Annotated in this window: 17 protein-coding genes and 1 tRNA gene; 3 read left to right on the top strand and 15 right to left on the bottom strand. The window is 31.8% G+C overall.

The window, feature by feature from the left end; genetic code table 11:
* Positions 1-181 precede the first annotated feature (181 nt).
* From DMB68_RS01490 to DMB68_RS01450, 9 genes are all read right to left on the bottom strand, one after another.
* The gene (locus tag DMB68_RS01490; protein WP_110344912.1) at positions 182-622 is read right to left on the bottom strand and encodes a hypothetical protein; all 441 of its coding nucleotides are present in this window, start codon (positions 620-622) and stop codon (positions 182-184) included.
* A 196-nt stretch (positions 623-818) separates the two neighbouring features.
* The gene (locus tag DMB68_RS01485; protein ID WP_110344911.1) at positions 819-1,445 is read right to left on the bottom strand and encodes a putative polyvalent protein kinase domain-containing protein; all 627 of its coding nucleotides are present in this window, start codon (positions 1,443-1,445) and stop codon (positions 819-821) included.
* A gap of 63 nt (positions 1,446-1,508) precedes the next feature.
* On the bottom strand, positions 1,509-2,567 hold the full coding sequence (locus tag DMB68_RS01480) for a nucleotidyltransferase domain-containing protein (protein ID WP_110344910.1): 1,059 nt from the start codon (positions 2,565-2,567) through the stop codon (positions 1,509-1,511).
* Positions 2,568-4,880 (bottom strand): AAA family ATPase, encoded by a 2,313-nt coding sequence (locus DMB68_RS01475; protein ID WP_165830072.1) that lies wholly within the window; start codon positions 4,878-4,880, stop codon positions 2,568-2,570.
* Positions 4,873-5,577: an ABC-three component system middle component 1 gene (locus DMB68_RS01470; RefSeq protein WP_110344908.1), complete on the bottom strand. Its 705-nt coding sequence runs from the start codon at positions 5,575-5,577 to the stop codon at positions 4,873-4,875. The genes DMB68_RS01475 and DMB68_RS01470 overlap by 8 nt, the downstream gene beginning before the upstream one ends.
* A complete protein-coding gene (locus tag DMB68_RS01465) occupies positions 5,574-6,830 on the bottom strand; it encodes an ABC-three component system protein (RefSeq protein WP_110344907.1) in 1,257 nt (418 codons plus the stop codon). Before DMB68_RS01465 ends, DMB68_RS01470 begins: the two co-directional genes overlap by 4 nt.
* 6 nt (positions 6,831-6,836) lie before the next feature.
* Positions 6,837-7,583: a nucleotidyltransferase domain-containing protein gene (locus DMB68_RS01460; RefSeq protein ID WP_110344906.1), complete on the bottom strand. Its 747-nt coding sequence runs from the start codon at positions 7,581-7,583 to the stop codon at positions 6,837-6,839.
* Between the two features lie 140 nt (positions 7,584-7,723).
* Positions 7,724-8,878, bottom strand: a complete 1,155-nt coding sequence (locus DMB68_RS01455; protein ID WP_124019379.1) for a hypothetical protein — start codon at positions 8,876-8,878, stop codon at positions 7,724-7,726.
* A gap of 11 nt (positions 8,879-8,889) precedes the next feature.
* Positions 8,890-9,186: a hypothetical protein gene (locus DMB68_RS01450; RefSeq protein ID WP_110344904.1), complete on the bottom strand. Its 297-nt coding sequence runs from the start codon at positions 9,184-9,186 to the stop codon at positions 8,890-8,892.
* Between the two features lie 207 nt (positions 9,187-9,393).
* Between DMB68_RS01450 and DMB68_RS01445 the strand changes: the two genes are divergently transcribed.
* The 3 genes from DMB68_RS01445 (at position 9,394) to DMB68_RS01430 (ending at position 12,117) form a co-directional block, all read left to right on the top strand.
* Positions 9,394-10,023 (top strand): response regulator transcription factor, encoded by a 630-nt coding sequence (locus DMB68_RS01445; protein ID WP_110344903.1) that lies wholly within the window; start codon positions 9,394-9,396, stop codon positions 10,021-10,023.
* Between the two features lie 5 nt (positions 10,024-10,028).
* Complete coding sequence (locus DMB68_RS01440) at positions 10,029-10,691, top strand: hypothetical protein (RefSeq protein ID WP_110344902.1); 663 nt, start codon at positions 10,029-10,031, stop codon at positions 10,689-10,691.
* 646 nt (positions 10,692-11,337) lie between these two features.
* Positions 11,338-12,117 carry a sensor histidine kinase gene (locus tag DMB68_RS01430; RefSeq protein WP_110344900.1) on the top strand — a complete coding sequence of 260 codons (780 nt, stop codon included), beginning with the start codon at positions 11,338-11,340 and terminating at the stop codon, positions 12,115-12,117.
* A gap of 37 nt (positions 12,118-12,154) precedes the next feature.
* Here the strand turns inward: DMB68_RS01430 and DMB68_RS01425 are convergent, their stop codons facing one another.
* From DMB68_RS01425 to DMB68_RS01405, 6 genes are all read right to left on the bottom strand, one after another.
* Complete coding sequence (locus tag DMB68_RS01425; protein WP_110344899.1) at positions 12,155-12,967, bottom strand: hypothetical protein; 813 nt, start codon at positions 12,965-12,967, stop codon at positions 12,155-12,157.
* A 133-nt stretch (positions 12,968-13,100) separates the two neighbouring features.
* Entirely contained in the window at positions 13,101-13,901 is an 801-nt protein-coding gene (locus DMB68_RS01420) for a TatD family hydrolase (RefSeq protein WP_110344898.1), read from the bottom strand.
* Between the two features lie 273 nt (positions 13,902-14,174).
* On the bottom strand, positions 14,175-15,596 hold the full coding sequence (locus DMB68_RS01415; RefSeq protein WP_110344897.1) for an RtcB family protein: 1,422 nt from the start codon (positions 15,594-15,596) through the stop codon (positions 14,175-14,177).
* Between the two features lie 290 nt (positions 15,597-15,886).
* Positions 15,887-18,127: a hypothetical protein gene (locus DMB68_RS01410; protein ID WP_110344896.1), complete on the bottom strand. Its 2,241-nt coding sequence runs from the start codon at positions 18,125-18,127 to the stop codon at positions 15,887-15,889.
* A 242-nt stretch (positions 18,128-18,369) separates the two neighbouring features.
* A tRNA-OTHER gene (locus DMB68_RS23255) sits at positions 18,370-18,486 on the bottom strand.
* A gap of 273 nt (positions 18,487-18,759) precedes the next feature.
* On the bottom strand, positions 18,760-19,812 hold the full coding sequence (locus DMB68_RS01405; RefSeq protein WP_110344895.1) for a hypothetical protein: 1,053 nt from the start codon (positions 19,810-19,812) through the stop codon (positions 18,760-18,762).
* Positions 19,813-19,879: the final 67 nt, after the last annotated feature.

Here is a 19,879-nt window from a genome sequence, read left to right as displayed (position 1 = left end):
TATTTTTATTTTTTTTGTGAAAAGTGAAATGTTAGATGTTAGATGTGAAATGTGGTTTGTTTTGTGTCAAATGTAAAATGTGAGATATGTGAAGTAGATTGTTTAAATCGAGTTTACAAAATGTTTTATGTTTTACTTATTACGACTTACAAATAACTTTTTACATTTTACAAATAACCTTTTACAAGTAAAAATAGCTTCCAGCCAAAAACGTCAGCCTGATAAACGTAATCGCTTTATTTTGAGACAAATCAATTTGTTCCGTTAGGGTTTCCAGTTGATCGTCACCATAGAAAACAGCATATAAACCGTCTTCGAAAGCCTGAATCGCTGTTTCCTGTGCTTTTGCCAGATTGACTTTGTTGTGGTTGTAAATTGCCCCGAAACCTGCTTTTCCCGTATCAGTTAAGATGGGAAGGTAATTTTCTTTTGGAAGATGGATTTTGTCTTCGTCTTCAAACTCAAATGAAGACTCATGGAATAATTGTACCTGATGATCTACAATCGATTCTATGAGTTGTTGTGTGGTAATTACAGGATTTTCTATTGCCAGCGCTATACTTTTTTCCTGCAGGAGCGGATGTTTTTTTCCTAATTGTTTAACTGAGATGCTTATATTCATTAATACCGGCTTTTATTTTGAAAGATGTAAAATACTAAATTAAAAAATAGGATTATACTGAGATAACCTTATTTTAATGTTAAAAATAATGCTTACAACCTGACTATAAAAGTAGTCTTTGATTCCAAAAAAATACCCCGCCAATTGGTATTGGCAGGGTTTGGGTTTTTATTGGGAATTTATTATTGAGGGATGTTCACGGTTTGTAAAACTGCTCTGTGATGTAGAAAACGGTGTCGATAAAAAATAAACCTTGCTTAAAAGTCAAAACATTTTCATCATGCAAATCTTCAAGAATAATACCTAATTCAGGATTAAAATAATCATTATTTCTAGTGTTGACAAAGCCATTTGAAGTCAAAAAATGTTTTACATTTTCTAATTCTGTATCACAATCAGATTCAACAAATTTCTGTTCAACTACTGCAAAAAGTATATCAGCATGTTCATAAAAACCGATTAATTGATATGCGGTATCGGGGAAAAAATAATTATTTAGCAATAAATTATTTAAATAATCTTCCCAGCATTCGTAATAAATACTATCATTTAACTTAACAACTTTAAGCTTGTTTTGAAGATAAACTTTTTGCTCAGCTCCCGAAGAAATGAAAGCATTGATATTTATCGAAGTAATCCAGAAGCTATTTCGATTACAGAATTGTTTTATTAACGCTGTTTCTTCTCTTTTGATTTGCTTGCCTGACTCAAACGTTCCGCTTGGGCTCTTGCTTTTTCTAAGGTAGTTGGAGATTGTTTGGATAGTATCTCCATGCCTAACCTGGCCCTTTCCTGAAATGATATTTTGTAGTTCATGTTTCATGAAATTTATAATGCAAATATAAAGATTTTAATATTAAGATATTTACCTCTTTGGCTGCTGTTATTACGAATATAACTCTTCTCTAATTTTGATCAAATTCTGAATAGCTTTTTCTTCATCCGGTTTTTCAGGAAGCGTTGATGTTGTATAATGATTTTCAATTGAAGCAATTAGATTATCTGCCATTTCCAGTAAATCATCGTATTCTCTGTTTCCGGCTTTGATGTCCAGCAGTTCATCGCGGTTTGAAACCCTGATATTTAATTTTCCCGTCGAAAGAATTTGTTCTGCGGTTTGCAAAAGCCTGATGGTGTGCATCATATTTTTACTGTCGTAATTTTTTCCGTGCTGCTGGTTGGTGTTGTAGCGGTCTTCGTTGCGTTTTTCGATCCAGTTCCAGTATTCGGTGTATTCTTTGCAGTATTTGGAATACCCGTCCTGATTGCACGACAAATAACCAATTAGTTTTTCCCCTTTTGGAATCGATGAAAGCGAAACTTCATTTGAGTTTTCTTTTTGAATAATGCCTTTATAACCCAATGTTTTCCCGGAATCGTAAAACATTGCAAACATTCCTTTTGAATTTGGAAGATCGACTAAACCAATTTGTTCCTGCTTTAAATCATTTTCCGTCAGAAATTCTAATACCGAAACGGTTTTATAATCTTCTAAAACATAACAAAAATCCAAAAGGCTTTTCTTTTCCTTTGGCAGCGGATTTACGATTTTCTTGTTTAAACCTCTCGCCTTTTTGATTTGCGTTACGGCATAACCGGCAAAAGAATCTTTGCAGAGTTTGGACAGAAAATCTTCCAGTTGCAAATGCTCCATTAACGGATGTTTGTACAAAATACAATCTTCTGGCGAAGCGAGAATTTCGAGAATATTAGGATTGTTTTTGAGCAGTAATTCTACAAAACGACCAATTTCGTAATACACCTCATCATTGGTTTCATTACTGATCTGCGGAATATAATCCAACCCAAAGAATTTTTCTTTTGGTAGATAATAAACGCCTTTGATATCGGTATCTGATGTTGGTGTATTTAACCCAAAAGATTTACTCCCCGAAATGACTTCGAAGAGGATTAGGTTTTGGGATTTTAGGGTTTGGATGGTCATTTAAATTTCATTTTTCATATTAATTGCTTTTCCAGTTAAACCAAATTTTTCATATTTATAACGAATAAATTTTGAATATCTTTCTTCATGAGTTGAAAGAATTAGCTGTTGATCACTAAAGTTATATTTAAGTAATTCAACCAATGAATGAGTGTTAATCTCATCTAAAGTTTGTAATGGATCATCAATTAATATAGTTCCTAATTTAGATTGATTGAATACTTTATTTAAAACTAACATTAATGAAATAACTGTTGCAGATAACTGACCCGAACTTAATAAATAAGCAACTTCTTGGTCTTTATATGTTGGTCTAATATAAACTTGTTTTTGTTTTTCTGTTTCAAAATTAATGCACAAACCAGAACCTAAACTATGATTCTGCAATATTTTACCAGTATAAATATGAAAAGGAATACTTATTTTATTAATAATTTCTTCGGTGTAATCTTTTATTTTTTTTTCATAAACACCAATTATTTTATTTAATTTTTTTTCAACAACTTTCAGTTTATCATTTTTTTCTTTAAAACTTTGTAATTCGGAATTAATTGCTTTTGAGTATTCTAATTCAATATATCTTTTTTTATTAGTAATTTCTTCATTTGAAATCACTTCTAATAAATCTAATGATTTATCGAAATAATTTTGAAAATCATTTAGAACATTATCAATCTCAATTTCTTCTGAAATTTTAGGTTTATAATTATTTATAAGATCATAAATGGATTGTGTTTTTTCTTCAATATTTTCAACAACTCTTTTGTTAACTATACTAATCAATTCATCTTTTTTAGTTTCTTCAAATAGCTCTAAAAAATGGTCAAACTTACTTTTAAGTTTTTCAAATCTTTCTTTTAGTTGTTGGAATTCAGTATTTTCAATAAATTTTTTATTTTCATCTTCTAAAGATTCATTTTCTTTTTGTAAAAATGATTTAATTGGTTCTAAAAATTCTTTTTTAAGAAACTCTTTTTGTTCTTCAAGAGTTTTATTATTTATTAAATAATCTTTAAATATTTTCTCTTCAGTATTGGTTATTTGTTTAATTAATTCTTCATTTGTTTGCCAATCAAATCCACAAGTTGGACATTCACTATCACTTAAATGTATATGCTTTTTATGTTCCTTACTAAAATCAATTAATTCTTGTCTTCTAACTTTAAAATTTGATAAAACAGTATTTTGAATAGATAAACTATCAAGTAAGTTTATTACCAGTTTAATTTTTATAAAATAACTATTTATATCAATTTTTAAACCTTCTTTTTTTTCTAAAAAATCTTTAAAAGATTCAATACTTAAATTTTTAAATATTTGTTTTTCAATATCTTCTAGCTTTAATTTATTTTCATTAATTTGTCTATCATTCTTATTCCTTAATGAGTATTCATCTTCAAGGAATTGAAAATTGGTTATACTCCAATAATTTTTTGAAAACTCCTCTGCAAATGAAAAATTCGAGTAACTGTTTAATTTGCTAATTAATTCAACATCTCTAAGTAGAGACTTGTTTTTAAAAAGATAGCTTATTTTTTCTAATTCATTTAAATATGAATTTTTAACATCTAAAACTGTATTTTTAACTTCATTTTTATCCCAATCAAAATCCTTATTTTCTATTAATTTCTTATAATTTAAATTAATATCTAGCCCAGAAAAATCATTATTTGAATTCTTAATTTCATCAATCCTTGCTTTATATTCCTCCCTCTTTTTATAGACTTCACTATTAAATAATTTGATTTTTACTAATTCACTTTTCTCATCTTCTCCTCCTAGCAGAGATTCAAGAAAAGAATCATATCTATCCTTAGGATCTTTTTTTAGAAAATAAGTATTTTCGTCTTGTTCAACATAATTTAAAACAGAATAAAGTTTATATAAATTTGGATAGTCAATTACTGTTTCTAAATCTTTGTATTCTGAAACTGCATCGTCTATAAGTAGTACTGAATCTCTAAAAATTTGACTTATATTATTAAGCTTAGATTTTCCATTATTTTTTGGAAAAATTCTTTTAATTGAGTGTATATCAATACCATCATTTAAAATTAATTCTAATTCAATTTTTGAATCATTATTTTTATGTATTGGACTATCAAAAAAGGTATATCTTGCATCTAATTTTACTTCTCTAAACCTTCTTGGCCATTCTGTAAACAATATTTCAATTGCTTCAAAAACTGTAGTTTTACCATATCCATTTGGCCCATCAAAAACAATTAAATTATTTGATTCAAAATCAAACTCAGCTTCACTAATGCATTTGAAGTTTTTAATTTTCAACCGACTAATTTTATATCTATTCATCTGTTTCATCTATAAATAAATTGTTAGTTAGCAAAAATTCTTCAATATTTGAATTTTCAATATAATCGTTTAAAATTTTATCCGTAAATAATTTTTGAGGTTCATTCAAAACATTATCAATCTCATTCTTAATATTTCTTAATTGCTGATTATTTCCCAAAGGCACATAATTGAGAAAAGGAACTTTAATAAACAAACTCATTAAAAGCCTATACCAAGTTTCATTCTTATTGTTTAGTAAATTACTATACTCTATAGCAATTCTATTTAATTCGTGAATGATATTTTCAGAAATTGATATTTTTTCTTCTAAAACCCTAAAATCATTATTTTTATAGGGTAAAATATATTTTTTAGCAACTCTATAATTTTCTTCAACTTTGTGAAGTTCTTTTGTGAAGTTTTCATCTTCTTCATTTCCAATATTTAATAACAAAATAAATGACAAATTTTCATCTAAAAATCTTTCTTTAAAACCTGTAACCTCTGATTCATTTTTAAAATCTACAATTAATGCATTAATTAAGAATTCTAAATCCGAAATTGTATTATTATTTTCCTTTAAAAGTGTTTCTTTATCTGCGTTATAAATAATAAAAAAATCATCTCTATCTTTAAAATAAGCAAATTTGAATTTTTTAATATTAATTAGTGATAATTCACTTTGTTCAATAATATTTTCTATTAAACTAATCATTGTTTTAACTTATTTACAAATTCATTAATATTTATAAACTCAAAATAATCATCTTCAAGATCTGAATTTATTATTGGATATAATCTCGATTTTATTTCATCTAAATTTGCACTTAATCCTCTCGTAACAAAGCAATCTATATCTTTAGAATTAGGTTGGTTAAATATAGTCTCGCAATGTTTTTGAAATAATCTTTTTTCTGCATTATCATTCATATCATACTCATTGTTATGGATTAATAATTGATTTCTTTGCCCATTTATGTAATATTGCAATGAATTAAAACTTGGATTCTCGTTTATTTCCTTAATAGCTCTAAGAATTACATTTCTAATTGTTGGCTGATCAATATAATTGGCAAAAGAATTTCTCAAATTGTTTTTGTCAATTTTTTTATGTGGTGTTAAATAGTAATCTATCAACTTTATTATTTCGTTAAATTCTAGCTGTTCTACTTCAAAAACAAAAGATTGTATTTTATTATACACTGATAAATCTTCAGGGCTTTCCAAATCATATTCTTCTAACCCTTCAGTTATAGCTTCAAGAAATATTTTATTTATTTCATACCAAGCTATTTCTTCATTAAAAGCTATGTCAGAATCTAAAATCCACTCTTTTATTTCATTTAAAGGAAAAGATTTAACAGTTCCTGTTCTATGCCTTTCTTTAATAGCTGATAATATTTTATAATTGCAAAAGTTTCTTTTTAGCTCAATATCACTGTCATTTAAATCCGGAAATAATACTTTTAAAGCAACATCAGTTTTTTTAGTAATATTTTCAAGAGTATAAATTCCATGTTGTAAATCAAAATATTCTAAGTCGACACAACTGAATCTTGAATGAAAATCTGTCAAATTAATATTATAATCAATGATTGTTTTATCTGTTATCAAATTGCATTTAATTGGTATATCTCTTTTATATATCGAATATGTAGTTGTTCTTTTTCTCCCATCTAAGGGATCTGGAATAATATCTATTGAATAATAATATTTATTGATTAACTCTTCAATTACGTTTTTATACTTACTAATTCTATTTGCATCATTAGTTAAATAAGCTTTTACTTGAAAAACTTCTAAAATGTTGTTAATTAACAAAGAGAAATCTTCATCTGCTTCTAGTTTTAAGCAACAATTATTAGGTATATTATCACCTAATTCATTAATTTTTTCTATTGCTTTACATAAAGCGACTTCTCCCTGAAAGATATATCCTGACCAACTCGGTGTAGCATCTGTACTCATAATTATTTATTTTATCATACCCCTAAAAAACAAATCCAACTCCTCAGCCATCTTCTTCCTGCTTCCCAACTTACTCGCATTTTCCTGATTAAATTGTACCGTTTTCAGTAAAAAATCAGTTATTAAAGTTTCTTTTGAATGTAAGTATTTTTCGTTCTGAGTAGCTTTTATTTGTTGTAATTCCAGTATTTTTTCTTGTATGTTTTTCGGTGCAATTGGCAACAAATCAGCAAAAGCTACGGGCGGAAAGGTATTGTTTTCTATAATCCATTTTCCGGCTAAAGCGGTGCGTAAGGCGTAGAAATAACTTTTTAGTTTTACTTCTTCCATTTCGCAGACTCCCATGAAATTTTTTGTCGTTCCTAAATAATGGTGCAAAACCGCTATTGGCGAAAAACATTCCGTGGCTATCTCCTGCATTTGTTTTGCAAAATTATCATTTGCATAATATACGATTGGCGAGAACAACCACTCAATCAAAGGTGCATTAGATTTCGCTAATAATTTTATGGCTTTCCGTAAATCCCAGCCGGAACCGTCAAGATCGTCTTCGGTCATGAATTCAATTACGTCTGGTTGTTCCCAAAGTGACAAATAATACTCGGGTTTGTGCTTGTAGATAAAACGAATATCGTAGTCGCTGTCGGGAGAAGCAAATCCCCAGGCACGGCTTCCTGATTCTACGGCAAAGAGTATTTCTACTTCTTTTTCGAGTTCTATTTGTTTTAATTTTTGGAGTATTTTTTCTTTCATGGCTGGTTTCAAATGTAATTAATCGGGAATGTTTGAGAACAGGTAATAATACGTGATTTGAATTTGAAGTTTCAAAATAAAACCACTGCTGCGCAATTATTTTGCGCAGCAGTGGTTTAGCCAATGAAAAACTATAAGATTTATTCATTTAAGACGAGTTTATCTTCGTCCTCTTTTCCAAAATTATAAGTAATATTCAAAAAACCAAGAAAATTAGATTTCTCAATATCATACTTGATCGTTAAAGGAACCCAAATATCTTTGGTTACACGAAGTCTGAAATCGGAACTTGCTAAAAAGGTATTCTTTTTTTCATCAGCTAATTGATTTTTCAAAATCGAATTATACTCCATATATAATTTTATTTCAAATACACTTTGATCATTTCTTTTAAACATTTTATAGTTAAGACCAGCAGAATTTCGCGATTCTAATCTTTGAACACTCTTCTCTATTAAAGTGTCGGAGTAAATTAAATTTGATCTAATATCTAATTCCAGGTGCTTAAAACCCTGTAAAAAAACAGTCCCGAAAGTAAGTTTCTTATTATTTCCCTTATCGTTAGTAGTTCCATTTAAAGAAACCGTCCATAATGCTTTTTTCTCAAGATCTGAATATTCTTTGTCTCTTAATTCATGAATTTTCGTAATATGATCTACCAATTTTATCGATTTGTTTCGGTTTTCAAACTCAGTAATGATTTTATCAAAATAAATATTTGATTTACTTAATTCATCTATTTTATCAAATTCTTTATTTATAAGTATAGAGGTTGCTAAATTTATCGCTTCTATTTTTGCACTTAACTCCTTGTCATCTGTTTTAGTTAATTGCTCAACAAAACCAAACTGTATTTCAGATAATTCATTATCTAAAAATTGTAAATTTTTGTATAGATCTGTATCTTTGAAATTGGCAACATCTTTATCTCTCTGATTAATTAAAGCGTAAGTAATTCCGCCAGAAAATCCTTTATACTTAAATTGTTCATCAAAATTAAGCTTCGTATTGAACTCTAAATTTCTTGAAAATTTCTGTTCAGAAAAAACTTTATCTGTCGTGATATTCTCGCAAAAAATAGATTTAATACCGTATAAGGTAGAATTAAATTCGACACTTTTGTTTGGACCTGTTAAATTACTAGTTCCTAATTGAAATAAATTAGACAAAACCTCTTTGTAATTTCCTGATTTTGAATCATCTGTAGCTTCTCTGAATTTTTGTACTTCTTTGTCTTGCGCTAACACAACATGGACAGACATTAAAAGTAGCAAGCTTATAAAATATTTTTTCATGATCTGTTTATTTAAATTTCGAAATAAAATAATTCCGTAATGAATGGCTTCGTTGTCACTCTTTTTGCATTATGAAATGGTCCTCTGGTAAAACTACCCAATACCTCAATTTCTGTCTTTCCATTTATAGAGTTCATTCCAAATAGTTGAAGGGTATATCGACCGCTTTCTATATTAAAATCTTGATTAAAAGAAGTTGGAGATTCATACTCAATTTCTTTACGAGTATCCATGTTTTTGATTTCAACTCTAATTGAATCGGGTGCTAATCCACCACTAATTCTAACTTTTAAATTAATTGTTTTCATGATTTCTAATGTTTTTAGTTAACACTTCAAATGTATTCTGAGAACACTATATCAATCAATTACACTTTTGGGTGATATTTTTTCATCAAATCCTATATCTTTTTTTTGTAAGTTTATCCACGTTAAGCTTAAATCTGAAATATCACCCAAAAGGGTAATTGTGAGCAGCTGGGATATTGTACAACTTTGTGATGAAAATGTTAAACCATGAAAATAAAAGTTGCCATAGTAGAAGACGATAAAAATTATAGTCAGGCTCTGAAAAACATTATTGATTTTCAGAAAGACATGGAATGTACAGCCCAATTTTTTAATGGTAAAAATGCGTTGCAAAAACTGGAAGCCCTAGAACCCGACGTGGTTCTAATGGACATAAACCTGCAGGATTTATCAGGAATTGATATTGTTTTTGAATTAAGAGAACTTATGCCCGGAACTCATTTTATAATGTGCACCAGTTTTGAAAACGATGAAAAAATCTTTTCGGCATTGCGTGCAGGTGCGAGCGGTTATCTCGTAAAAGGCGATCCACTTGATAAAATTATTCAGGCCATTCTTGAAGCTCATAACGGAGGCGCACCAATGAGTTTTACTATTGCAAAACGCGTTTTACAACATTTTCAGGAATCAAAAGTACAAGTACAAAGTCTTGCCTTACTTACAGTAACTGAAAAAGAAGTCCTTGAACTGCTGGCGCAGGGACTGCTTTACAAGGAAATTGCCGATAAAAAAAATGTGACGATTGATACGGTCAAAAAACACATTGGCAATATTTACAGAAAACTACAAGTAAGCAACAAAATTGAAGCTATTAATAAGTTTAACACTAAAAACTAGAAATTATGGAATTAGAAAAATTAAACCAAGAAAAAACTTATAAAAAAAACTTTTTTATCAAAGAAATTAAAAAAGAAATTGAAGAAATTTTTATTGAGAACTACAATAAATTAGGTATTAAAGAATTAACTAAAAGCTTTCTTATAGACTTAGAAATATTTGAAAAGGTAATTTCAAACAATATAAACAAGTCATTTTGCAAATTTTATCTTATTCAAAAAGATGGTTCTTTAAATCTAGGCTTATCTTTTTCAAATAATGAAGATTGTCCAATTAAAAGAGACAATCTTTTTGATGATGATGTTTTATACGTCTTAGAAAATGATACTATAACACCGAAAGATTTCAGAGAAATGAAAACTGATTTTGTAAATGGCATAGGAGCTAAATTACCTACTCATCCTGAAAACAAAAAAGATACATTAATTTCATATAAATTAGGCGAAATTACTTCTTACTTAGAAGACATGAAAAATTTACACCATGATATTTATGCCTTAAAATTCAACATGTTTCAGTACTCCCCTACTAATATAGATCAAGAACTTTCAGCCCATTTTATAGAAAGAGATAAAAGAATTGCTTTCTGTGTTCATGTCCTATTTGGTAAAAAGAAACACCTTTATGGAGAAAGTGCCGGTTACGATCTAGGAAACCTTAAGCCTTAATGAATTACATCTATGAAATAATATTACTTTTACTCCTTTTAAAATCAATGGTTTTGGTTAGAAAATTTGGTCTTTCTAGCCAAAACTATTTGTTTGCATATCTTCTTGCTACTTTTCTTGTAGAACTAATATCAGAGATAATTCTTTTTAGAAATCAAAAATCCCAATATAGTTTCCATTATTTTGTTTATAGTATATTTTGCATTTTATTTTTTTTGTTTTATTATTCCAGATTATTCGACAAAAATCTAAGAAACAAAATCAGCTTATTATCATTAATTCCTTTGATTTATATTTTAATCTCAGTAATATTTTTAGGAAAAGATTTAGAATCAGAATTATTCATCGTTTTACCAATTTTTTATATTCTAGATACGATGATGTGGTTTTATCAAAAAATTAATTCTCCATCTGAAACTAAAATTACAGACGACCCAAACTTTTGGATTTCAACAGGCTTACTACTCTGGAGCTGCTTTTTTATATTTAGAGTTATTCCAAGATATTTCTTAAAAATTAAAGACAACCCTTTTTTAGAATTACTTATAGAATTTTTATTTGCTATCAATTGCATTATGTATCTTTTATTTTTTAAAGCGTTACTTAAATACGAGACGATCTTAAAAAATATAAAAAAATCAGACAAATGAACCCAGCTATAAAACTAACCTTTATTATTGCTATGCTGATAATGCTGTTGTTTGTATGCTTTATTATCATGATGGTTTTTATTTACAACAAAAAACAGCTTATTCAGCAACAGGAAAGCCAAATAAAAGAAAGCGAATTCCAGAACCAATTGCTGCAAAAGGAATTAGAACGCCAAAAAGCGATTCAGTTAGAAAGAGAACGCATTTCGCAGGATATGCATGATGACCTGGGTGCCGGAATTTCGGCCATAAAACTCCAGGCTGAGTTTTTGAAATATAAAATGCCCCAGGAAAGTTATTCCGAAGACTTAGAAGCTATTATAACTACTTCTGAAGATATGAATCTGGCCATGCGGGAAATTCTCTGGAGCCTGAACTCGAAAAATGATACTATTGCTAATTTTATCGAATACACCGTTTTGTATGTAAAACGTTTTTTAAGCAAAACCTCAATTGATTCACAATTCAGCTCAAATATTTTTGAAAAACAAACAAATTTATCTGTAAAAGAAAGACGTAATCTTTTTTTAGTGGTTAAAGAAGCAGTTCATAATGTTTACAAACACAGTGAAGCGCATAACATCATTATCCGATTTGAGCAAACTGATACTTATTTTCAAATTACAATCACCGATGACGGCATTGGACTAACAGATACGGTTCAAAAAGGAAATGGAATCACCAATATGTCTTTACGAATGGAAGCCATAGGCGGCACTTTTGAAATTTTTCCTATCCTAAAAGGAACCTGTTTATTTGTTACTTATCCGATGTAAATTATTTATTGAAACAAATTCCATTCTTACTTTTTTTTCACACCAAAAAATCCGACAATAATCGCTGCCTGAATCGGTCAATGGGTTTCAAATCGACATTGGTATCACCATTGAAAATATCAAAAGGATCATCCAGACCGCTAATCAGTAAGTACAAATAGCAAAACAAATAGGTGATGGCAGAAGTTACCAGATAATCCGCTGAAGGGCTTTTGAATTTGGTAATCAGCAACAGCGACATTACGATAAACAAAATACTGTGGAGCAAGGTATACGCCGGCTTGATGAAGTTGTTTCTCGAAATCGAATAGGCACGCGTGAGCTGTTTTCGCATCGCATTGGTATTTTCCTGTATGCCTTTTATGGCTTCTTTATCGACACCTCTTTCGGCAAAATAATAGGCGATCTCATTTGATTTCCGAATTAAGGGAAAGATAACATTAGAATCTTTTCCGTTAGAATTGATCCATTCCACAATGCCATTCGTAATGGCAATCATTTCCTGACGCAAAAAAACGGGGTTTAATTCTTGCCTGCACAAATCAGAAGTTCCTGTTCTGGGTGCCCTGAAAGCCAGATAAATCCAATCTTTGATCGCTTCGAGATTAGAAGCTATTTCACCGGGGATTTTTTCACTTTCCTTAAAATCGGTCATCGTTGCTGCCAACAGTAATCCGAAAACAAAAAAAGCTCCGGTAAAAATAATCGAAATATCAGCCAGTTCAATCAAATCGTGAAAGTCCTGCCCGTAAAGCGAAAGGTGTTTAAAGACAAAGTTTTTAATTCCTAATATAGCTATTGCTGCAATAAATGATTTTAGAATTATGGTTCTGTTGGTTATAAATTTCATTCAAAAATTTTTTAGGCAAATTAAACAAATATTACATTTCCTAAACTCATTTATTACAAATAATAAAATGCTATTGTGATTCATCCTGCCGTTGGGACAGCTGTATTCTATTTCAAAACCTATTAGAAAAATCTTAAATCCCAAAAAAGACTTTAACATTTCTAGTCGTTTCCTCCGCCACCTTATCCAAAGGAATTCCTTTAAATTGTGCCACTGTTCCGGCAACAAAAGGTAAAAAAGCAGGTTCGCAACGGCGTTCGTGGTATTTTTTCAAAAGGCTGTTCGGAACATTTTTTGGCAGCATAAACGGCGCATCGGTTTCGATCATCATTCGGTCTAGCGGTACATACTGAATTACTTCTTTTAAATGACTGAAACGTTTTGCATCTGAAATCGCTCCCGTAAAACCAAGATACAATCCGTTATCGAGATAGGTTTTGGCTTCTTGCAGTGTTCCTGTAAAACAATGCACAACACCTTTTGGCAGTTTCGGCAGATAGTCTTTTGTGATGTCCATAAATCTTGTAAAAGCGGCTCTTTCATGCAAAAACAAAGGTTTCTGAACTTCAATCGCCAATTCTAACTCAGCTCTGTAACATTCTTCCTGTTTGTTTCGGGGCGAAAAATCACGATCAAAATCGAGTCCGCATTCGCCTACCGAAACGACTTGTTTCTGCTGTAATAAATTCTTTAGTTTCGAAATGCTCTGTACGTCGAAACTCTTCGCATCATGTGGATGTATTCCTGCCGTCGCATATAACACACCCGGATATTGCCTGGCAATCTTTGCGGATTCTTCACTATTTCGTACGCTTGTGCCCGTGAGGATCATCTGCGATACGTCGGCGTCGACTGCGTCTTGTACAACATCGTCTATGTCGTTTTGAAATTGTTTGTTGGTTAGGTTGATTCCTATGTCTATGTATGTTTTCATATTTTTTTAAAAGTTGCTAAGGTTCTGAGAGGCTGAGATTCTAAGTTTTTTCCTCTCAGTTACCTTGAATTATTATTTTGTTTTTTTGCGTAACGTTTGTCATTTCGACGGAGGAGAAATCTCCGTAAGAAGCTCGACAAAGCTTGAACTTTCGTTGCGGAGTTACTTGCGAAGATTTCTCATTCCTCGAAATGACATAAAATTAGGAAACGTTGTGTTAGACGCACTGCAGTGCGTCTGTACACTGAACACTAAAAAACTGATCACTGACCATTAATCTTCACGACTTCCATCATCTGCCATTCTAACCAGTTTCGGTGTAAATTTGGCAACCACATCCACTAAATCCTGCTGTGCTTCCATTACCTGATTGATATCTTTATATGCCATTGGGGCTTCATCCAAACCTGCACCGATAAGCGTTACGCCGTGATCTTTCAGGATCGATTTCATCTCGGATTTTGTAATGTTTTTTATCGCCTGGGTTCGACTCATTTGTCTTCCTGCTCCGTGTGAAGCAGAATTTATCGCGTTCTCCTCGCCTTTTCCTCTCACCAAAAATCCAGGCGCGGTCATACTTCCTGGAATGATTCCCATCACGCCTTTTCCGGCCGGAGTTGCGCCTTTTCTATGCACGATTACTTCTTCGCCATTCCAGATTTCTTTCCATGCAAAATTATGGTGGTTTTCGACTTTGGCTAAAATCGCTGCGCCCAAAGCTTTCTCCATTTTGTTGTGGATAATCTCGTGACAAGCCGAAGCGTAATCTCCCGCAAGATTCATCGCCAGCCAATATTCCTGACCTAATTGTGAATTCATATCCAAATAGGCTAAATTTCTCGCCACTTCAGGAAGTTTACATTCGTCTTTAGCAATTTTGGTATAATGTCCGGCAATTGTGGCGCCCATTCCGCGTGAACCGGAGTGTGTTAGCAAAGCTACGTATTTACCTTTTGGAATATTCAGAACTGAATCGTCTTTGGCGAATTCCATGATTCCGAATTCGACAAAGTGATTTCCACCACCTGAAGATCCTAATTGCGACCAGGCTTTATCTTTTAAATTCTTCACAAACGGATTCATATTAAATGTCTCGTTCTCCAAAATGGCATGATCTGATTTGTATTGACCGTGAAATCCGTGACCTGCTCCAAAAATAGAATTCGCTATTAATTCTTTTTTAAATTTAGCTTCGTTTTCAAAGTAAAAAGCTGCAGGAATATCATAAACTGACAACGCCATTCTACACCCAATATCAACTCCAACACCATACGGAATAATGGCATTTTTTGTGGCTAAAACTCCGCCAATCGGTAATCCGTAACCTTGATGCGCGTCTGGCATTAAAGCTCCTGCAACCGTAACTGGCAGTTTCATGGCAACTTCCATTTGTTTTCTGGCTCCGTCTTCGATATGATCTAATCCGTAAGCCGAATATGCATTTGGGTTTTCATTTAAAGCAATGAAATCTTCTGGTTTTTCATTCGATTTTTCGATTAAAGCCACAGCCAGTTTACTGAAGATTTTATCGTCTATATAATTCTCTGGAGTTTCTAAGACGTTTTTGAAATTTGTTATCATTTCGTCTCTTGTAAATCCGTTTCTTTTGCTGTTTATTTTTAAGGCAATCCCAATTATTTTTCCTTCCGGAAATCCTAATTCTAATATATCTGTACCGCTTATTTGTGTTTTCATTTTTTTTGTTTTTTGATAGTACAAAGGTTGCTTTAGTACTGCGCAGTTATTTTGCGTAGTTTTTTTTATTTCTCTCAAAGTCGCAGAATCGCTAAGTTTTTTCTCTCGCAGATTGAGCAGATTAAGGAGATTCTTTTTAATTATTTTAATCCTTTAATCTGTGGCTTTAAAAAAGAAAATTTTAGCGACTCTGCGACTTTGCGAGATTAAATTTACCAAACTTTGCGGAGACGCACAGCAGTGCGCCTCTACAAAACCTTTGTCACTTTGTTACTATGAACCTTTGCAACTTAATCTATTAATAATAGTGTCACAACCGCTGGGTTAATCGCCCATTGCGCTGTATACACCTCATCAGCTATTTCATTTTCGGTAATCGTTAAGCCTTGAGCTTCCGCTTTAAGCTGTAATAAATTACCAATATTCAATTTGCTGGTCAATTTTGCCAATAGAGACTGAACTCCTTTAAAATCCAAACCTCCAACAACCTGACCTCCGAAAGTCATCTCTAACCATACGATTTCTCTTTTGGCTACATCCAACACTCCAAAGACCAAACCTTTGGCAACATTCTGCGTCACACGAACCTGATGATCTACACACGACGGATCGTACGCAACACCTGTTTTCTCTGAAATTTTCATCGGATATTTACTGTTCATCCAACCTACAACCAAATTTGGCGTTATACTTCCATTGCTGTAAGCATTGCAGGTAAAAGTTACAAATTTTGCGTTGGCTTTCGCCAATTGGTCGATGTTGATGTTGATGTATTCAGCCGTTCCGATTTTATTCGGAATGCTTCGGATATCTCCACTATGCTGACAACCCGTAGTCGTCAATCGGCTGAAAGAACAAATATCGGCTTTATCTTCATAAGCGATATGACAGCTTAAATCCATATCTAAATGCTGAGCCGGCAAGTCTTTACCCCATTGCATAAACAATCGCACTTCGTTTCCTTCGATTGGAAAACGTGTTCCCATCAAAGCAACCGGCAGATCCTGAACCGTATCGCTTCTATCACCAATCGAAACTGGCATATTGTACAATTGCGGATCGATATAGATCGTTTTGTTTGTGTTTGAAACCGCTGCAAATCGTTTTTTCATTGCCAAAATAGTCAGATCTTCGATTTGATTTTTCATATCTGTCAGCATAAAATCTTCATACAACTTCAACAACGGATTTGATCCAACACGTTTGTTTGTTCCACCCAAAGGTTTCACACTTCTCTGCATGTTTACATCAAAGTAATTCTGCGCATACATGTTTAATGTAAACACCAGTCTTGCCGGAACTTTATCGATGATTTCTTCAAAATGAACGATGGTTTCATCGGCTCCAAACCAAAGCATATTCGAAAATAACGACCGTGCAAACAAACCCGGACGCTGCTTCAATAAAGCAAATGTCTTATCGGCATCAAATTTCAATCTTGACGAATTCACTTTACTTTGCCAAACATCATAAACCTGGTTGTAGAATACATCCATTAAAAAGTTCAATTTCTCAAATCCTTTTCTTTTGCTGTATTCTGCCAAACGCAATGCTCTGATAAAACGAACCCACATTCCTCTTTTTGGGTGCATGATTTCGCACATTGCTTCTACATCCAAATTCATATTATTTAACCAATTGGCGACCATCAAACATTCTTTTCGGGAATATTTTAGTTTCAAATCTTTTTTAGAAGCAATTCTTGCCTGAGCGCTTGTATCTAATGAATTATGAAAATGCTGACCGTTTTTAGCCGCTCTTTTAATAATCGTTTTTGGCTCGATAATCTGCAGCATTCCGGTATTTTTATACCATAAATAACGTAAAATATCGGTTGGCGTTTTCAAAAACTGCGAAGCCAGATCTTCAGTGCCATTTTCAATCAAAAGATCGATAACCAGCATTAAAGTTTCCTTCATTGCGATTTCAGTTTTAGGTAAAGCCAAATATTTCATAGCCAATTTTAAACTATCAACTTGCGTAGCGTCTAAAGCTGTTTTTGATTGCAATAAGGATATATAGAAATCATTTAAATCTTTTTCTGTCCACAATTCAAGTGTTTTCAATTTGCTTCCCTGACCGATATTTTCCAGTTTTCCAAATTCAAACGGAGTTCCGCAAAACGGACAACCATTGTATCTTTCTAATTGGAAAGTATTATCCGGGATAATATGACCGCATTGTAAAGTTGTTCCGTTTTTCACACCTAAAACATTCCAGAAATAGGTTAGAATATGATCCAAAACAGATTCTCCAGTTGGAATATTCCATTCTTTTATCAAAGGTGTCCAGTTTTTATCGGTTCCTAAAACTTCTCTTAGAACTTCTAAAACCTCGATTTTATAAGTCAGACTCACATTGTTTAAAACATGCAACAATGATTCAGAAAATGTAAATCCGAGTTTTGAAACATTGGCTAACAAAACGGATGTTGTTCCTGATAAATTTTTAACGTCATTCGTAATCATTTCTGATGGAATGAAAATAGCGTTCTGACGTAAACTGATTTTTAATAATGCTGTTGTTTTCATTTTTTTTAAAATTTTAAAATTTAGATAATGGTGCTTCTGAGTTCTACCTAAAAGAGTGTTTGAAGTAAGAAGCACTTGACCTTAAATTCGAGTGTAATTGATGAACTATTTTATCTGGTGGGTTTCCCCGAGAAGTAAGTTAATCTTGACCCTCGTTTTTTATTAATGATTATTTTAAAACTTGCCGGACTCGAACCGGAAAAACCAATTTCCCGAAGTAATTTTTAATTGACCATTAATAGTGAAGCAGATAGGATTCGAACCCACGACCCGGACATTAGAAGTGTACGAAGTAAGTTTGGATTGACCTTTTCAGGATAATTTCAAAACTACCTGCTCTACCGCTGAGCTACTGCTTCAAATTTTTGAATAATAAGGTAATTGTGTAAGTAGTACGTGGAAAGTGTTTCGAAGTAACTCAAACTTGACCTGTTTATTCTTTTTTATTTCTATGAACGTTTGTTTTTATTTCTTGAACAAAGATTTTAAAACTAGTACGCAATTATTTTGCGTAGTAAAATAAATTATTTTTAAAACAAAAAAAGCGTCCGGATCCGGACGCTTTTTCAAACACTAAATTCAATTCAAAATTAACTAATATGCACTAAATCAATTCTTTTTCTGCTTCAGTATTATTTTACCAAAATAGCATTTACTTTATTATTGGGAAATTTGTATTTAGCAACAAAATTTAAATTGTTTAAGTCTGATTCCCAAATTTTGCCTTCATCATGCATTCCTCTTTCATCTAATCCGGATCCGGCAATATAAATTTTATTGTTTTTAATATCGATGCTTTTAGGATTAGCCCCATTAATTTCCTTAACAAGAGTTCCGTTTTTCCAAACTTTACCAACAAAGTCATATTTATGTGTATCAATATCACAACCGACAACATATACATCTGTGTTGTACACAAATAAGGCATTAGCTTGTGAAAAATCATTTTCATTAGATAATATAAAAGGACTATTATTTTTCCAAAGAATGGCCCGGGATTTAAATGAATTTCTTAAATATCCTATTACATAAATATTTTCAGCATTCACATAAATATCTGTCGCTATACTCTCCAAATCATCTTCTTCTGAAGTTAAAACAGTTTCAACGCCATTTTTCCATACAATTGCTGTTTTTTTATCATTGATTACTTTGTAACCTGTCACATAGACATCATTGTTAAGTACATAAACAGCATTCGCTTCTGAAATTTTATCACTTAGGCGAATGGCTTGTCCGTTTTTCCAGACCGTTGCGATTGAGGAATTCAAGGGGCCAATAAATTCATTTCCGGCTATGTAAATATTTCCCTCATTAACAGTCAGATCAGTTGCCTCTACCAGATGGTTTCCGTCAGTTACATTTTCACCGCTATTGTTTTTCCAAACTTTTAGTATGGTATTGCCATTATTCACCGATTCAGTTCCTGCAACATAGATATCATTATTATAGGAAGCAACAGCATTAGCTACAGATGAGATTGCTGTATTTGATAAAATAGTTGGAGCACCATCTATCCAGACCGAAGCAAGCTGTGTAAAATTATTGTCTTTATTTTTTCCGTATGTACTGCCCACCGCATAGTAGTTTCCGCTACTTATCGGATTGTCATCAGCGGAGTCATCTGAATTTGAACAGGAAATAATCGATTGGGTAAGTATTAAAAATAGAATTATTTTTTTCATGGTTTTTCTGTAGGTTAAGTAACACGCAATAATACAAATTTTCCCTACTATTAAAATCATCATTTTT

It is taken from the genome of Flavobacterium hydrophilum (assembly GCF_003202405.1).
GTDB classification, from domain to species: Bacteria; Bacteroidota; Bacteroidia; order Flavobacteriales; family Flavobacteriaceae; genus Flavobacterium; species Flavobacterium hydrophilum.
The sequence above is the reverse complement of the archived record's forward strand: the minus strand, read 5'-3'. Positions and strand labels throughout refer to the sequence as shown.

Coding starts and splice junctions, on each gene's coding strand:
- DMB68_RS01490 (WP_110344912.1), bottom strand. CDS start 622: ATGAATATAAGCATCTCAGTTAAACAATTAGGAAAAAAACATCCGCTC.
- DMB68_RS01485 (WP_110344911.1), bottom strand. CDS start 1,445: ATGAAACATGAACTACAAAATATCATTTCAGGAAAGGGCCAGGTTAGG.
- DMB68_RS01480 (WP_110344910.1), bottom strand. CDS start 2,567: ATGACCATCCAAACCCTAAAATCCCAAAACCTAATCCTCTTCGAAGTC.
- DMB68_RS01475 (WP_165830072.1), bottom strand. CDS start 4,880: ATGAATAGATATAAAATTAGTCGGTTGAAAATTAAAAACTTCAAATGC.
- DMB68_RS01470 (WP_110344908.1), bottom strand. CDS start 5,577: ATGATTAGTTTAATAGAAAATATTATTGAACAAAGTGAATTATCACTA.
- DMB68_RS01465 (WP_110344907.1), bottom strand. CDS start 6,830: ATGAGTACAGATGCTACACCGAGTTGGTCAGGATATATCTTTCAGGGA.
- DMB68_RS01460 (WP_110344906.1), bottom strand. CDS start 7,583: ATGAAAGAAAAAATACTCCAAAAATTAAAACAAATAGAACTCGAAAAA.
- DMB68_RS01455 (WP_124019379.1), bottom strand. CDS start 8,878: ATGAAAAAATATTTTATAAGCTTGCTACTTTTAATGTCTGTCCATGTT.
- DMB68_RS01450 (WP_110344904.1), bottom strand. CDS start 9,186: ATGAAAACAATTAATTTAAAAGTTAGAATTAGTGGTGGATTAGCACCC.
- DMB68_RS01445 (WP_110344903.1), top strand. CDS start 9,394: ATGAAAATAAAAGTTGCCATAGTAGAAGACGATAAAAATTATAGTCAG.
- DMB68_RS01440 (WP_110344902.1), top strand. CDS start 10,029: ATGGAATTAGAAAAATTAAACCAAGAAAAAACTTATAAAAAAAACTTT.
- DMB68_RS01430 (WP_110344900.1), top strand. CDS start 11,338: ATGAACCCAGCTATAAAACTAACCTTTATTATTGCTATGCTGATAATG.
- DMB68_RS01425 (WP_110344899.1), bottom strand. CDS start 12,967: ATGAAATTTATAACCAACAGAACCATAATTCTAAAATCATTTATTGCA.
- DMB68_RS01420 (WP_110344898.1), bottom strand. CDS start 13,901: ATGAAAACATACATAGACATAGGAATCAACCTAACCAACAAACAATTT.
- DMB68_RS01415 (WP_110344897.1), bottom strand. CDS start 15,596: ATGAAAACACAAATAAGCGGTACAGATATATTAGAATTAGGATTTCCG.
- DMB68_RS01410 (WP_110344896.1), bottom strand. CDS start 18,127: ATGAAAACAACAGCATTATTAAAAATCAGTTTACGTCAGAACGCTATT.
- DMB68_RS01405 (WP_110344895.1), bottom strand. CDS start 19,812: ATGAAAAAAATAATTCTATTTTTAATACTTACCCAATCGATTATTTCC.